Below are 14303 nucleotides of genomic sequence, written 5' to 3' on the forward strand. Positions count from 1 at the left end.
CATGACGCTTCGTCAGTTATTCGGTCTCTGGGCGACCGTTCGGCGCACCAGAAGCGGCGGGGCCCGGCGGCCGATGTGACGGTGGGTCACATGGTTCTCGCTGCGATCGCACGTGCCCGACGACCTGGCGCACGCACCGTACGCGTGGTGGCCGGGCTGGCCGGAGCGGCGGTGCTGCTCTCACCGGGGTGGGCCGCAGGCCCGGCCCTGGCGGAGGCCCCGCCGGCCGCCATCGGGCCCTCCCCCTTCTGGGCGGACCCGGACAGCCGGGCCGCCCGGCAGGCCGACGCCTGGGAGGCCCGCGGCCGGACGGCGGACGCCGCGCTGCTGCGGCGGATCGCCGACCAGCCGCTGGCCACCTGGCTCGACGACCGGACCCAGGACGCCGCGGGCGAGACCCGCCGGATCACCGCGGCGGCCGAACGCGCCCACCGCATCCCGGTGCTGGTGCTCCACAACCTCCCGCGGCGCGACTGCGTCCGCCGCCCGACCGGCGCCGCCGACGCGGCCGCCTACCGCCGCTGGATCACCGGCGTCTCCGGCGGCATCGGCGGCCGTCCGGCCGTGGTGATCCTCGAACCGGATGCGGTCGCCGGTCTGGTGGCCGGCTGCGGAGGAGCCGCCCCCGGGCCGCCCCCGGGCCGGGCGGCGCTGCTGGCCGAGGCCGTGGGGCTCCTCAAGGCACGTACCGCTACCCGGGTCTACCTCGACGCGGGGAACCCGGGGCGGGTCCCCGACCTGCGCCGGCTCGCCGCGGCGCTGCGGCTCGCCGGGATCGGCCGGGCCGACGGCTTCGCGCTGAACGTCGCCGGCTTCCACACCACCGGGGTCAGCACGCAGTACGGCGACCGGCTGTCCGGGCTGCTCGGCGGCGCCCACTACGTCATCGACACCAGCCGCAACGGCAAGGGCCCCTGGGCGGCCGTGCGCAGGAACGCGCAGTCCTGGTGCAAACCGCCGGACCGGGCGCTCGGCCCCGCACCCACGGTGCGTACCGGCAGTCCGCTGGTGGACGCCTACCTGTGGGTGAAACAGCCCGGTGAGTCCGACGGCGCCTGCCGGGGGGCGCCGCCCGCGGGGCACTGGTGGGCGGCGTACGCGCTCGAACTGGCCCGGGAGGCCGGGCGGCGGCCGGCGGCACGCGCGTTGCGACCCGCCCCCGCCGTACCCACCTGGACCCCGTCGGCGTCCGCCCCGGCTTCGGCGTCCGCCCCGCCCTCGGTGGCTGCCCCGGCTCCGGCGTCCGCCCCGGCTTCGGCGGCCGTTCCCTCCACATCCCCCTCGGCCGCGCCGTCGAGGCCCGCGGTGCCCGGCTGAGGAGGACGAAGCGAGGACGAAGCAAGGACGAAGCAAGGACGAAGCAAGGACGAAGCAAGGACGGCCGCCCGTACCGGGCGGCCGTCCTGGTGTGCCGGGTCCTGCCGTGTTCCTCAGCGCCGCGCCATGTGGTGCCGTACCGCCGCCATGCGGGCGGAGGCGCGCTGCCTGGGCGCGCGGTGCCGGCCCCTGGCCGTACGCCGGGCCCGTCGCGCCTGCCGAGCGGCCAGGACGTCCGCCACCCGGCGCCGCAGCACGCTGCACCGCCAGACCAGCAGCGGGACCAGGGAGGTCAGCAGCGCGATCGCGGCCCAGACGCGCAGCGCCGGGTGGGCGTGGCCGCGGGGGACCGAGGCGAGCAGCGAACCGGCGAGCAGGGCCGCCCAGAGCAGGTGGACACGGAAGGTGGCGAGCCGGTCCGGGCGGGCCGGGCCGCCCTCGGCCGTGGCGAGCCGGCCCGGCGGGCGCCGGAGCACCGTCCGTACCAGGGAGAGTACGTGGAGCGGGGCGGACACCGCGGACATCAGCAACCCCGCGACGCCGAAGGACCCCTTCGGCCCGTGGGGGCCGGCGTTGCGCCCTCGGGTCCCCAGGCACAGGGCGATCCGGAACGCGACGGCGGCGCCGTGGAGCGCCAGCCACACCGTGGGGTCGAAGGGGGCGCCGGAGGCACCGAGCCCCAGGAAGAGCACGCAGGCCAGCGCGGAGAGGATCCAGCCGAGGCCCGAGAGGGGGTAACGGGCGGCCGCCAGCGTGTAGGTGAGCAGGCTGCCGGGGCGCAGTTTCCACGGGGCCTTCCAGAACTGCCGCAGGAGGGACTCGTAGGTGCCGCGGCTGCGGCGCAGTTCCTGGGCGAAGAAGCCGTTCCAGGAGGACGGTCCCCGGCCGACGGCCACCACGTCCGGGGTGTGGACCGAGCGCCACTTGCGGCCGGTGGCGGGGTTGCGGCGGGCGTGGATCTCCAGCCCGGTGGCCAGGTCGCCAGCGGCGGAGTCGTACATCCCGCCGGCCTGCCGCAGCGCCGTGACGCGGACGACGTCGGTGGTGCCGGTGAACAGGGCGGAGCCGTAACGGTTGCCGGCCCGCTGCGCGGAGGCGTGGACGAGGAACCGGTGGCTCTCGGCGGCCCTCGTCACGGCGGTGTCGTGGTCGCCGTGGACCTGCGGGCCGACGACGAAGGCGACGTCCGGGTCGCGGAAGTAACCGAGCATCCGCTCCAGGTAGTGGGGGAGCGGGACCTGGCCGGTGCCGACGCCGGCGGTGAACTCGTAGTCGCCGCCGTGGGCGTCGAGCCAGGCGTTGTGGTCGCCGTGCCGGGCGCCGGCGCGCAGGGCGCCCTTGGGGTGGTTCCAGCGCGCGACGCCCTTGCGGGTGAAGTGCCGTACGCCCAGCGTCTCGCAGAGCCGCCGGACCTCCGGGTCGTCGTCCTGGTCCAGCAGCCACACGTCGACGGGGCCTTCGTGCCGGACGCGTACCGCGCCCTCCAGCGTGGCCCGCAGCTCCTCCAGGGACTCACCGCCCGGGGCGGAGGAGACCAGGAGGGCGACCCGGGTGCCCGGTGCCGGGGCGACCGGGACCGGGTCGCGGGCGACCAGGGTGGCGTGGGCGTGGGCGAGGACGGCGACCAGGCGGAGGAGTTCGAGGAGGCCGAGGGAGACCAGCATCGCGGTGTCGGCGACGTGCGCCCACTGCGGCGCGGTCTCCCGGGCCGTCCAGTGGCGCGGCTGCACGAGCCAGACCAGCACGCCCAGCGAGGCCAGGGGTGCGGCGGTGAGCAGCAGCCAGGTGCGGATCCGGTGCCCTTCGCGGGAGATCAGGCTGCGGTACCTGACCCGGTACAGCACCCCTGGCCGAGGGGGGTCGTTGAGGGGTCCGGCGAGCGTCCCGTGGCGCGCGTAGTCGTAGCGGCGGGGGGCGCCGGGGACCGGGGCCGGCCGGTCGCCGTCGCCGGTGGCCGGTGAGGGGACGAGCCCGCCGGGCCGGTTGGGCGTCTTGCGCATGCTGCTGGGCGTGATCGTCACGGCGACCCCGTAGGAGGAGAGAGGTGAAGGAATCACCGAAAGGTGGGAAAGCGGTGCAAAGCCCCTGATGGGCACTGAGAAAGTAGCAAAGGGCCCTAGAGTTATCCGACAAGCAGACAATCGGCGTGGCGCGGTGCGCGGCCATTGCCCGCTACGACCCGGCGCGGATACGCTGCGTTCGCGATACCGATCGCTATACGGAATATCGAACAGGCGCCGGAGAGAGCGAGCAGAGATGGGACGTCTCGTACCCGCCGTGACCAGAGCCCTGGACATCCTGGAGCTCTTCCTCGAAGGCGACGGCACGATGTCCGCGCCCGAGATCACCCGCAGGCTGGGTCTGCCGCGCACCACCGTGCACGAGCTGGTGACGACCCTCGCCGCGCGCAACTACCTGGTGCCGCAGCCCGGTCAGTCCGGCCGCTACCGCCTCGGCGTGCGCACGTACCAGCTCGGCAGCCGCTACGCCGAGCAGCTGGACCTCGCCGCCGAGGGTCAGCAGGTGGCCCGTTCGGTCGCGGAGACCTGCGACGAGACGGTGCACGTGGCGATCCTGGAGGGCACCGACGTCATCTACATCGCCAAGGTGGACAGCACCCACGCGGTCCGGATGGTGTCGGCGGCCGGGCGCAGGCTGCCCGCGCACTGCACCTCCGTCGGCAAGATGCTGCTGGCCTCGCTGCCCCCGGACGCCCTCGACGAACGCCTGCCCGGCGACGGGCCGCTGCCCGCGATGACCGAGCACAGCATCACCTCGGCCGACGAACTGCGGCGCCAGCTCGGTGCGGTGCGCGAGCGGGGGGTCGCCGTCGAGCGGCGCGAGTCCAACCCGGACGTCTCCTGCGTCGCCGCCCCGGTCCGCAACTCGGCGGGACGGGTGGTGGCCGCGCTCAGCATCTCCGTGCCGATGATCCGCTGGACCGAGGAGCGCCGGGCCGAGCTGGAGGAACTGGCCGTCAAGGGCGCCGCCGAGCTGTCCGAGCGCCTCGGGCACCGGGGCGGTGCGCGATGAGCGGGGTCGAACTCGCCCTCAAGGCCGGGGCGCGCCTCGGCGAGGGCCCGACCTGGGACCCGGTCGGCGCGCGGTTGCTGTGGGTGGACATCCTCGCCTCCCGGGTGCACTGGTACGACCCGGCCGGCGGCGGCGAGTCGGTGATGGCGACCGGGCAGCACGTCGGCGCGGCCAAGCCGCGCGCGGCCGGCGGCGTGGTGGTGAACCTGCGCGACGGCGTGGGGCTGTACGACGCGGACGGTGCCTTCCGCTGGCTGCACCGCGACCCCGTCCCCGGCCGGCGGGCCAACGACGCCGCCGTGGACGCCGCGGGCACCCTGTGGGCCGGCACCATGCGCTACGACGAGGCGCCCGGCGGCGGGACCCTGCGCCGGGTGGCCCCGGACGGCACGGTCGAGCCGGTGCTGGACGACGTGACCGTCAGCAACGGCACCGACTGGAGCCCCGACGGCTCCCTCATGTACTACGTGGACAGCCCGACCCGGCGCGTCGACGTCTTCGACGTCGACCGGGACACCGGACTCGTCCGCGGGCGGCGGCCGTTCGCGGAGGTCGAGGAGGCCGCGGGGCTCCCGGACGGCCTCACCGTGGACGCCGAGGGCTGCGTCTGGGTGGCCCTGTGGGACGGGGCCGCCGTCCGCCGCTACACCCCGCGGGGGGACCTGGACCGGGTCGTGGAGGTGCCGGTACGGCGGCCCACCGCCTGCGCCTTCGGCGGCCCGTCGCTGACCGATCTCTACATCACCTCCGCGAGCACGGGCCTTGACGCCCGGGAGCTGGCCGAGCGGCCGCTGTCGGGATCGCTGCTGGTGGTGCCGGGGGCCGGGCAGGGGATGCCCGATGTGCCGTTCGGTGGTTGATTCCGTGGTGGTTCGGGGTTGATTCGGGGCTGATCGGCCCCTAAACCCGCATGTCCCGGGTTTCACAGAGGTTTCACGGGATCGACGGTCAACTCATATGTACGTCGTATCGTCGCGTCCCATACGCTGCCGGGGCAATGGACTACTGCGCAGCATGCCGACGGCACATCAACGGCGCCCTGTCTTGCCCGGGGTGCGGAACGCCCGCTCACCAGCTCGGTGCGCAGGGGCCTGCCGACGCGCCCGTGCAGGAGCCCGGGACCGACGAGGGCGAGGCCACGGCGCCGCCCGAGGGCGGTCGTGCGGACCGCCGCAAGGCCGCGGGACGGGGGTCCGCGGAGAGCTCCCCGCGCCGTTCCGGCAGCCGGGCCCGCACCCGCCGCGTCCGCACCCGCCGCCGTTCCCGGCTGCTGGTCGGCACCCTGGTGGGCGCCGCGATCGTGCTCGTCGGCTGGAGCGTGGCGGAACTCCCGCTCGCCGGCTACGTGACGGGCGCGAGTTCGGCCGCCTCGGACGACACGCGGACCGACGGCGCCTCCCCGCGCCCGACCTCCTCGCCCGGCGACGACACCTCGGGGGACCCGGCGGCACCCGCCTCCGACGCCCCGGCGTCCGAGAGCGCGAGCGCCTCCGCGTCGCCCAGCGCCTCCAAGAGCGACAAGGAGTCGTCGTCCCCCTCGGCCTCGGCCTCCGCCTCGGTCAGCCACCCGCCCGCCGGCTCCGGGACCAAGCCCCCCGCCGGAGGGGGCCCCACCACCTCGGCGCCGCAGAACTCGAGCCCGGCGTCCGCGCCCCCCACGCACACGCCGAAGCCGACGCCCTCCTGCACCCGTTTCCTGTGGTGGTGCACCTGACGGGCACCGGGCCCGTCCTCCCCGGCTCGTCCACCGACCCGCTCCGTCCTGCGGCCCCACCGGCCGTCGCCGCGGTGTGCGACGGGACACGCCCATGCCGATTTATTTGACTTCCTCAAACATCCAGGCTCATGGTTAGTTAAGAACCTAAAGCTTTGGAGGCGTTCCCCCATGCCGAAGAGCCGTGAATGGCACCTGGTCGCCCGCCCGCACGGGTGGCCGAAGCCCGAGGACTTCGCGCTGCGCGAGACCGAGGTCCCCGAGCCCGGACCCGGTGAGATCCTCGTGCGCAACCTCTACGTGTCGGTCGACCCCTACATGCGGGGCCGTATGAACGACGCGAAGTCGTACGCGGAGCCGTACCGGCTGGACAAGCCGATGCACGGCGGCGCGGTCGGCCGGGTCGTCGCCTCGGGCGCGGAGGGCTTCGCCCCCGGCGACCACGTGCTGCACTTCCTCGGCTGGCGTGAGTACGCCCTGGTCAACGCGGAGACCGCGGTCAAGGTCGACCCCGACCTCGCCCCGCTCAGCACCTACCTGGGCGTGCTCGGGATGACCGGCCTCACCGCCTACGCGGGCCTGTTGCGCGTCGCCGGCCTCAAGGAGGGCGACGCGGTCTTCGTCTCCGGCGCGGCGGGCGCGGTCGGCAGCCAGGTCGGCCAGATCGCCAAGCTCAAGGGTGCCTCCCGGGTCATCGGCAGCGCCGGTTCGGACGAGAAGGTCAAGCTCCTCGTCGAGGAGTACGGCTTCGACGCCGCCTTCAACTACAAGGACGGCCCCGTGGCCGAGCAGTTGGCGGCGGCCGCGCCCGACGGCATCGACGTCTACTTCGACAACGTGGGCGGCGAGCACCTCGAGGCGGCCATCGGCGCCCTCAACCTGCGCGGCCGGGTGGCCGTCTGCGGCATGATCGCCCTCTACAACGCGACCGAGCCCGCCCCCGGCCCCCGCAACCTGTCCCGGCTCATCCAGAACCGGCTGCGCATCGAGGGCTTCCTCGTCGGTGACCACTACGACCTGCAGCCGCAGTTCGTCCAGGAGGTCGGCGGCTGGATCCGCGAGGGCAGGCTGCGCTACCGCGAGACCGTCGTCGACGGGATCGAGAACAACCTGGAGGCCTTCCTCGGCGTCCTGCGCGGTGACAACACCGGGAAGATGCTGGTGCGTCTGCCCGATTAGCAGCGGGCGGGAACGGGGGACGAGGGGCGTGCCCGGATGGGTGCGCCCCTCACGCGCCGCCGGGTTCCCCGGCGTCGCGGGCCGGATCGAGCAGGGCGACGAAGCGCCGGAAGACCGCGGGCATGTCCACCTCGCCGGGGTCGTGCAGCCACTGCAGTTGCAGACCGTCCATGACGGCCACGAGCAACGGGGCGGCCTGCTCGGGCGTGAGGCCGCCGGGCAGCGTCCCGCCGTACTCGGCGCGCAGCGAGTCGGCGGCCCAGCGGCGCACCCGTGTGTAGCGGTCCCTGAAGTACTCCCGCGCCGGGTGGTCCTCGGTGACGCTGTCGCCGGCGAGCACGCTGAAGACCTGGACGACGCCCGGCCGGGTGGCGTTGTACTCGACCAGGTTGGCCACCATCTCCATCGGCCAGGCCGTGCCGTGCAGCGCCGCCGAGGCCATGTCCCACCGGTCGCGGACCTCGAGCACCGCGACGAGCAGGGCCTCCTTGGTCGGGAAGTAGTGGAGCAGCCCCTGCTGCGTGAGCCCGACCCGCTCCGCGACGGCGGCCAGCGAAGCCCCCCGGTAGCCGCGTTCGGCGATCACTTCGAGGGCGGCCTGGATGATCTCCGCCTTGCGGTCCTCGTTGCGGACCGCGCGGCCGAGTCCCCGGCCGCGGTCGTTGGCAGTCACAGGCGTGAGCCTAGCCCGGTGCCGGGTACGGGCCGAAAGTAACGAAGAGGTGACGACACCTACCGATCAACAGGACGCGGGCCGGAGGATGGCGACCAGTCAGGCAGGCAGGCGACGGGTTGTCACGTCCTCACGAAGGAGTCCACCCCATGAGCGACACCTCCGGAACCCCGCTCGACGACGCGGTCGAACGCGCGCTGGGCAAGCTCGACCTCGACGCGAAGGCACGGCTGCTGGCCGGGCAGGACATGTGGTCGCTGCCCGCGCTGCCCGAGATCGGACTGGGCTCGCTGGTCATGTCGGACGGGCCCATCGGGGTGCGCGGCGTGCGCTGGACCGCGGACGACCCCTCCATCGCGCTGCCCAGCCCCACGGCGCTCGCCGCCACCTGGGACCCCGCCCTCGCCCGCCGCACCGGGCGGCTGCTCGCCCAGGAGGCCCGCCGCAAGGGCGTGCACGTCCTGCTCGCCCCGACCGTCAACCTGCACCGTTCGCCGCTGGGCGGGCGGCACTTCGAGGCGTACTCCGAGGACCCGTACCTCACCGGTGAGATCGGCACCGGCTACGTCGCGGGCGTCCAGGACGGCGGGGTCGGCACGACCGTCAAGCACTTCGTCGCCAACGACGCCGAGACCGAGCGCTTCACCGTCGACAACGTCATCGGCGAGCGCGCCCTGCGCGAGCTCTACCTCGCGCCCTTCGAGGCCATCGTCAGGGACGCCCGTCCCTGGGGCGTCATGGCCGCCTACAACTCCGTCAACGGCACCACGATGACCGAGCACCACCGCCTGCAGAACGAGGTGCTGCGCGAGGAGTGGGGCTTCGACGGCTTCGTCGTCTCCGACTGGGCGGCCGCCCGGGACACCGCCGCTGCCCTCGCCGGCGGCCTCGACGTGGCCATGCCGGGACCGCGCACCGTCTACGGGCAGGCGCTGGCCCGCGCGGTGCGCGAGGGCCGCGTCGAGGAGTCCGCCGTGGACACGGCGGTGCGCAACGTGCTGCGGCTCGCCGCCCGGGTGGGCCTGCTGGCGGACACCCCCGCGGCGGTGCCCGCCGACCGGATCCCCGCCGCGATCGACGGCCCCGCGCTCGCCCGGGAGATCGCCCGCCGCTCCTTCGTCCTGGTCCGCAACGAGCCGCGCGACGGGCGGCCCGTCCTGCCGTTCGACCCCGCCGCGGTGCGCGGGATCGCGCTCATCGGCGCGGCCGCGCGTGACGCCCGGGTGCTCGGCGGCGGGTCCGCGCAGGTCTTCCCCGCCCACGTGGTCGCGCCGCTGGACGGCCTGCGCGCGGCGCTGCCGGAGGGCACCCCCTTGGCCTACGCCGTGGGCGCCGACCCCAACGAGGAACTCGCGCCCGCCGGGCCGGGCTTCGCGCTGCGCGCGGTCTGCCGGGACGCGGCGGGCGAGGTCCTCGGCACCTGCACGCTGCCCGGGGGCCACGTGCAGTGGATGGGCGGTGACCTGCCCGACGGGGTGACCCACGACACCCTGCACTCCGTCGAGGTGACCGGCACCTTCACCCCCCGCGAGAGCGGCGCCCACCACTTCGGGACCCGGGGGCTGGGCGGCTTCCGGCTCGTCGTGGACGGCGCGCCGGTCTACGAAGGGACCCAGGTCGCCGGGCCCGAGTCCGGTCCCTTCGAGGGGATGTTCGGTGCGCCCGTCGAACGCGGCCGGGTCGTACTGACCGCCGGGGTGCCCGTCGAGGTCTCACTGACCCACGCCCTGCCCCAGGACCGCAGGGGGCCGGTCCGGGCGGTCGTCTTCTCGCTCGTCCACGGCGAACCGCAGCGGGACGGGGACGAGTTGATCGCGGAGGCCGTCGCGGCGGCGCGGGAGGCGGAAGTGGCGGTGGTCGTGGTCGCGACCACCGAGCGGGTCGAGAGCGAGGGATTCGACCGCGCGGACCTGCGGCTGCCGGGCCGTCAGGACGAACTCGTGCACGCGGTGGTCGCGGTGAACCCTCGGACGGTGGTCGTGGTGAACGCCGGATCGCCGGTGGAGATGCCGTGGCGCGAGGAGGCCGCCGCGGTGCTGATCGGGTGGTTCCCCGGACAGGAGGCCGGCGCGGCGCTCGCCGACGTCCTCCTCGGCGCCGCCGAGCCCGGCGGCCGGCTGCCCACCACCTGGCCGGCCCGGCTGGCCGACGCCCCGGTCGGCGAGGTCGTGCCCCGGGACGGGGTCCTGCGCTACGACGAGGGCGTCTTCATCGGCTACCGCGCCTGGGAGCGGGCCGGGGCGGAGCCCGCGTACCCGTTCGGGCACGGGCTCGGCTACACCGACTGGGCCTACGAGGACGCCTCCTTCGCACCGGCGGAGGGGCCGGAAGCGGACGGCGGGCGAGGCACCCTGGGCACGCTCACCGTACGGCTGCGCAACACCGGTGACCGGGCCGGGCGGGAGGTCGTCCAGGTCTACCTGGCGGCGCCCGCGGGCGAGGACCCGGCGGGCGGGCGCCCGGCCCGCGTCCTGGCCGGATTCCTCCCGGTGGAGCTTCCGGCGGGCGCCGTGACGGAGGCCCGGATCGCGCTGCCCCGCCGTGCCGCGCAGATCTGGGACCCCTCGGAGGGTGACTGGCGCACTCTTGCGGGTACGTACACCGCCGAGGTCGCGCGCAGCGTCGCCGACCGCCGTCTCACGGTGCCGGTGGCCGTGGGCGGCTGACCCACCACCCCGGGGAGGTCCCTGACAGCCTCCCCGGGGTGCGGGGTCGTCGTCGCATGATGACGGATCGTCAGGCTCCGTTCCGGGTGCGGTCCCCCGGCCGGCCCCCGCCCGATTGCGGGCCGCCTCCCGTGACGTGACGCTCGTGCCAACCGCGCCCCACTCCAGGCGTCCACCCGAGGAGCAGCGATGACGGCACGTACGCGCACCCGTCCGGTCCTGGCCGGCGCGGCTCTCGTCCTGGCCGGCGCGTCCGCGCTGCTGACCGGCTCCGCGCGGGCCGGCGAACCGCCCGCGCCCGCCGTCGCCGGCTGCACGGTGAACGGCCGGGCGGTCACCGGGGGTGCCGTCACCGGCACCGAGGGCTTCGACGAGATCGACTGCCCGGGCGGTGTCCCCGCGGGCGTCGTGGTCGCCGGGGCCGGCGGCGTCGACGTCATCACGGTCCACGGCGGCAACGCGGGGACCGTCGACGGCGGCGGCGGGGCCGACATGATCGAGATCAACGGCGAGAACAGCGGGCGGGTCACCGGAGGCGACGGCGACGACCTCGTCGACCTCATCGGCGACGCCGGGGCCAACTCCGGCACCGTGGGCGGCGGACCGGGCGACGACGTGCTCTTCCTCAAGGCCCAGGACATCGCCGGCACCGGCGTCGTCACCGGCGACACGGGCTCCGACGTCTGCCTCTTCGACCCGGACCCCTCGGGCGCCCGGGACTGCGAGGTCATGGTCTGAGCCCCACCGTCCGCGCGCGGTTCGCATACCCTGTCGCGCATGCGAGATCTTGCCAACGGGATACGGCTCTTCGTGGACGGCCAGCGCTGGGTCCTCCGGCACGGCCGCTGGTTCGGCTTCGGGCTGCTGCCGGCGCTGATCACCCTCGTCGGCTACGTGGCGGCACTGGTCGTCCTCGCCTTCTGGGCCGACGACGCGACCGCCTGGGCCACGCCCTTCGCCGACGACTGGGACTCGCCCTGGCGCGGCCTGTTCCGCGGGCTGCTCACCGCGGTCGCCTTCGGCGGCGGCCTGCTGCTGGCGGTGATCTCCTTCACAGCGGTGACGCTCCTGGTCGGCCAGCCCTTCTACGAGTCCCTCGCCGAGCGGGTCGACGTCACCGAGGGCGGCGCGCCCGACGCCCCCGACGTCCCGCTGTGGCGGGAGCTGCTGCAGTCCGCCCGGGACAGCCTGCGGGTGCTGGTCCGGGTCGCCGCCTGGGGCATCCTGCTGTTCGCCGCAGGCTTCATCCCCTTCGTCGGCCAGACCGTCGTCCCCGCGATCGGCTTCTGCGTCTCCGGGTACTTCCTCGCCCTCGAACTCAGCGGGGTGGCCTTCCAGCGGCGTGAGGTCCCGTTGCGGATGCGGATGCGGATGCTGCGCGGGCGGATGGCGCTGACGCTGGGCTTCGGTGTGCCGTTGATCCTGTGTTTCCTGGTGCCGTTGGTGTCGGTGCTGCTCATGCCGGGTGCGGTGGCGGGTGCGACGCTTTTGGTGCGTGCGTTGATGCAGCCGCAGGAGGTGCCCGAGCCGCGGCCGGAGCCGGGTGCGCCGGTGGGGCGGCTGGACTTGGGCAAGCCGTAGCCGCCGGGGGCGATCCGGAGGGAACCGTTCCGCACCTGCCGCGTGACTTATGCCCTGAGGACGAGCACGCGAGGGGGAGGCGCGCCATGGCGCAGCGCACCAACCAGTACGACGACAATCCGCAGAGCTACCGCACCTACTGGGAAGGCCGCGGCTACGAACACGACGCCGAGGTCGCCGCGTTGCGGCGGCTGCTCGAAGGGCGGCACTTCGGGCACGCGGCGGACGTCGGCGGCGGCTTCGGCCGGCTCGTGCCGGTGCTGCGGGAGTTCGCCGACCGGGTCACGCTGGTGGACGCCAGCCGCAAGCAGCTGGACGACGCGGAGGAGTTCCTCAGGGGGCTCGCGGGGGTGAGCATGCGGCTGATGAGCGCGGGAGGCCTCGGGCTGCACTCCGCGAGCGTCGACCTGGTCACCATGATCCGCGTCATGCACCACCTGCCCGACCCGGGGGCCGCGCTGACCGAGATCGCCAGGGTGCTGCGGCCGGGCGGCACCGCCGTCGTCGAGACCGCCAACCTCGCGCACGCCGCCAACCGGCTGCGCTACGCGGCGCACCGCCGGCGGGTGCCGCGGTCGCCGGTGGACATCCGCTCGGCGGAGAACCGCGAGCGCGACAGCATCCCGTTCGTCAACCACCACCCGCGCACGGTGGCCGCGCAGCTGGAGGCCGCGGGGCTGCGCGTGGAGCGCCGGCTGTCGGTGTCCAACCTGCGCAGCGCGCGGCTCAAGCGGGTGGTCCCGCACGCGACGCTGGTACGGGCCGAGGGGGCGCTGCAGTCCCCGCTGGCCCGCGTGGGGTTCGGGCCGAGCATCTTCTTCCTCGCCCGCAAGCCGGCGTAGCGCCCGGGACCCCTGGCGGAGCGGTGCCCCGGTGCGCCATGCTCCGGGCGGCCGACCCGCTACCCGACCGCCCGGAGGTTCCCCGCGATGCGCCTGCCGCTCCGCCCTGCCGTGCCCGCCGACGTGCCGCCGCCCACGGCGGAGGAACTGCGCCTGGAGCGGGCCGTGCCGCGGGAGATCCTGCGCCGCGGCGGCTTCGACACCGCGGCCCCGCGGTTCGCCCGGGCCCTGGCGGAGGCCCGCGACCCGGCCTCGGCCGCCCGGAGCGTGCGGCGGCACGGGCGCGCGCTGTGGCGGGCCGCGGTGGACCGGGCCCAGGGCCGCGGGGCGGTGGGCGGTGACCTGAGCCACGACGACGACCGGCCGCTGTACTGGGCCCGGCTCGCCCTCGGCGCGGAACTGCGCCGGTGGGAACCGGCGTTCGCGCTGCCCGCCGCCGGCCGTGTCGCGCTGGCGGCCCGGCTGGAGCGCGCCTCGCGCGGACAGGACGCCGTCCGCCCGCCCCTGGCCGAGGGCGTGCGGCGCATCCTGCTGACCGGCTTCGACCCCTTCCGGCTGGACACCGACATACGCTGCAGCAATCCCTCCGGGGCCGCGGCGCTCGCCCTGGACGGCGTCACCCTCGCGACCGCCGCGGGCCCCGCCCGCGTCGAGACCGTCGTCTTCCCGGTGCGCTGGGGCGACTTCGCCGACGGCACGGTCGAAGCCGTCCTGTGCCCCCGGTTCCGGCCAGGCCCGCGCCGGGTCGACCTGTTCGCGACCGTCAGCCAGGGCCGGGACGGACGCTTCGACCTCGAACGCTTCAACGGCGCCTGGCGCGGCGGCCATCCCGACAACACCGGCCTGTCCGTCACCGGCCCGGTCCCGGTCCCGGTGGCCGCCGCCGACCGGCAGCCGCAGTGGACGGCGTCCACGCTGCCGTACGCGGCGCTCGCCGCCGCCGGCACCGGCCCCTTCCCGGTGCACGACCGCACCACCGTCACCGAGGTCCCCGCCGGGGCGACCGACCCCGTCACCCGTGACGGCGGCCCGACCTCCGGCTCCGCGGCCCGCGCCGGGGGCGGCGGCGACTACCTCTCCAACGAGATCGCCTACCGGGCCACCCTGCTGCGGGACAGGCTCGCGCTGCCCGCCCCGGGCGGCCATGTCCACACCCCGGTGCTGCACTTCGGCCCCGGCAACACCGACCCGGCCACCGGCACGGTCGCCGACCCCGCCTTCGTCGCCCAGCGGCTCGCGGTCACCGCCCAGATCCGTGCCCTCCTCGTCGCGGCCGCGGGCACGCTCGGCTGAGGAGA

12 protein-coding genes are annotated in these 14303 nt (G+C 75.2%); 10 read left to right on the top strand and 2 right to left on the bottom strand.

Annotated elements, in window-relative coordinates:
- Window positions 1-90 precede the first annotated feature (90 nt).
- Window positions 91-1317 (top strand): glycoside hydrolase family 6 protein, encoded by a 1227-nt coding sequence (locus PV410_RS02660; RefSeq protein WP_500322028.1) that lies wholly within the window; start codon window positions 91-93, stop codon window positions 1315-1317.
- A 113-nt stretch (window positions 1318-1430) separates the two neighbouring features.
- On the opposite strand, the gene PV410_RS02665 is transcribed toward PV410_RS02660, so the two are convergent.
- Complete coding sequence (locus PV410_RS02665) at window positions 1431-3338, bottom strand: glycosyltransferase (protein WP_500322029.1); 1908 nt, start codon at window positions 3336-3338, stop codon at window positions 1431-1433.
- Window positions 3339-3573: 235 nt separating this feature from the next.
- Here PV410_RS02665 and PV410_RS02670 point away from each other — a divergent pair, with 235 nt between their 5' ends.
- The 4 genes from PV410_RS02670 to PV410_RS02685 all read left to right on the top strand — a co-directional run bounded on the left by PV410_RS02670 (window position 3574) and on the right by PV410_RS02685 (window position 7243).
- Window positions 3574-4350: an IclR family transcriptional regulator gene (locus PV410_RS02670; RefSeq protein ID WP_500322030.1), complete on the top strand. Its 777-nt coding sequence runs from the start codon at window positions 3574-3576 to the stop codon at window positions 4348-4350.
- Window positions 4347-5210 carry an SMP-30/gluconolactonase/LRE family protein gene (locus PV410_RS02675; protein WP_500322032.1) on the top strand — a complete coding sequence of 288 codons (864 nt, stop codon included), beginning with the start codon at window positions 4347-4349 and terminating at the stop codon, window positions 5208-5210. The genes PV410_RS02670 and PV410_RS02675 overlap by 4 nt, the downstream gene beginning before the upstream one ends.
- A 137-nt stretch (window positions 5211-5347) precedes the next feature.
- A complete protein-coding gene (locus PV410_RS02680) occupies window positions 5348-6064 on the top strand; it encodes an SCO2400 family protein (protein ID WP_500322034.1) in 717 nt (238 codons plus the stop codon).
- 171 nt (window positions 6065-6235) lie between these two features.
- Window positions 6236-7243, top strand: coding sequence for an NADP-dependent oxidoreductase (locus PV410_RS02685; RefSeq protein WP_500322035.1), 1008 nt, complete (start codon window positions 6236-6238; stop codon window positions 7241-7243).
- A 49-nt stretch (window positions 7244-7292) separates the two neighbouring features.
- Here PV410_RS02685 and PV410_RS02690 read toward each other — a convergent pair whose 3' ends face one another.
- On the bottom strand, window positions 7293-7916 hold the full coding sequence (locus PV410_RS02690) for a TetR/AcrR family transcriptional regulator (RefSeq protein ID WP_500322036.1): 624 nt from the start codon (window positions 7914-7916) through the stop codon (window positions 7293-7295).
- Between the two features lie 149 nt (window positions 7917-8065).
- Here PV410_RS02690 and PV410_RS02695 point away from each other — a divergent pair, with 149 nt between their 5' ends.
- The 5 genes from PV410_RS02695 (at window position 8066) to PV410_RS02715 (ending at window position 14298) form a co-directional block, all read left to right on the top strand.
- Window positions 8066-10582, top strand: coding sequence for a beta-glucosidase (locus PV410_RS02695; RefSeq protein ID WP_500322037.1), 2517 nt, complete (start codon window positions 8066-8068; stop codon window positions 10580-10582).
- Between the two features lie 189 nt (window positions 10583-10771).
- The gene (locus PV410_RS02700) at window positions 10772-11320 is read left to right on the top strand and encodes a hypothetical protein (protein WP_500322038.1); all 549 of its coding nucleotides are present in this window, start codon (window positions 10772-10774) and stop codon (window positions 11318-11320) included.
- Between the two features lie 39 nt (window positions 11321-11359).
- Window positions 11360-12163, top strand: coding sequence for an EI24 domain-containing protein (locus tag PV410_RS02705; RefSeq protein WP_500322039.1), 804 nt, complete (start codon window positions 11360-11362; stop codon window positions 12161-12163).
- A gap of 86 nt (window positions 12164-12249) precedes the next feature.
- Window positions 12250-13005, top strand: coding sequence for a class I SAM-dependent methyltransferase (locus tag PV410_RS02710; RefSeq protein ID WP_500322040.1), 756 nt, complete (start codon window positions 12250-12252; stop codon window positions 13003-13005).
- Window positions 13006-13092: 87 nt separating this feature from the next.
- The gene (locus PV410_RS02715; protein ID WP_500322042.1) at window positions 13093-14298 is read left to right on the top strand and encodes a PA0049 C-terminal domain-containing protein; all 1206 of its coding nucleotides are present in this window, start codon (window positions 13093-13095) and stop codon (window positions 14296-14298) included.
- Window positions 14299-14303: the final 5 nt, after the last annotated feature.

It is taken from the genome of Streptomyces sp. PA03-5A (assembly GCF_033792725.1).
Classification (GTDB): domain Bacteria; phylum Actinomycetota; class Actinomycetes; order Streptomycetales; family Streptomycetaceae; genus Actinacidiphila.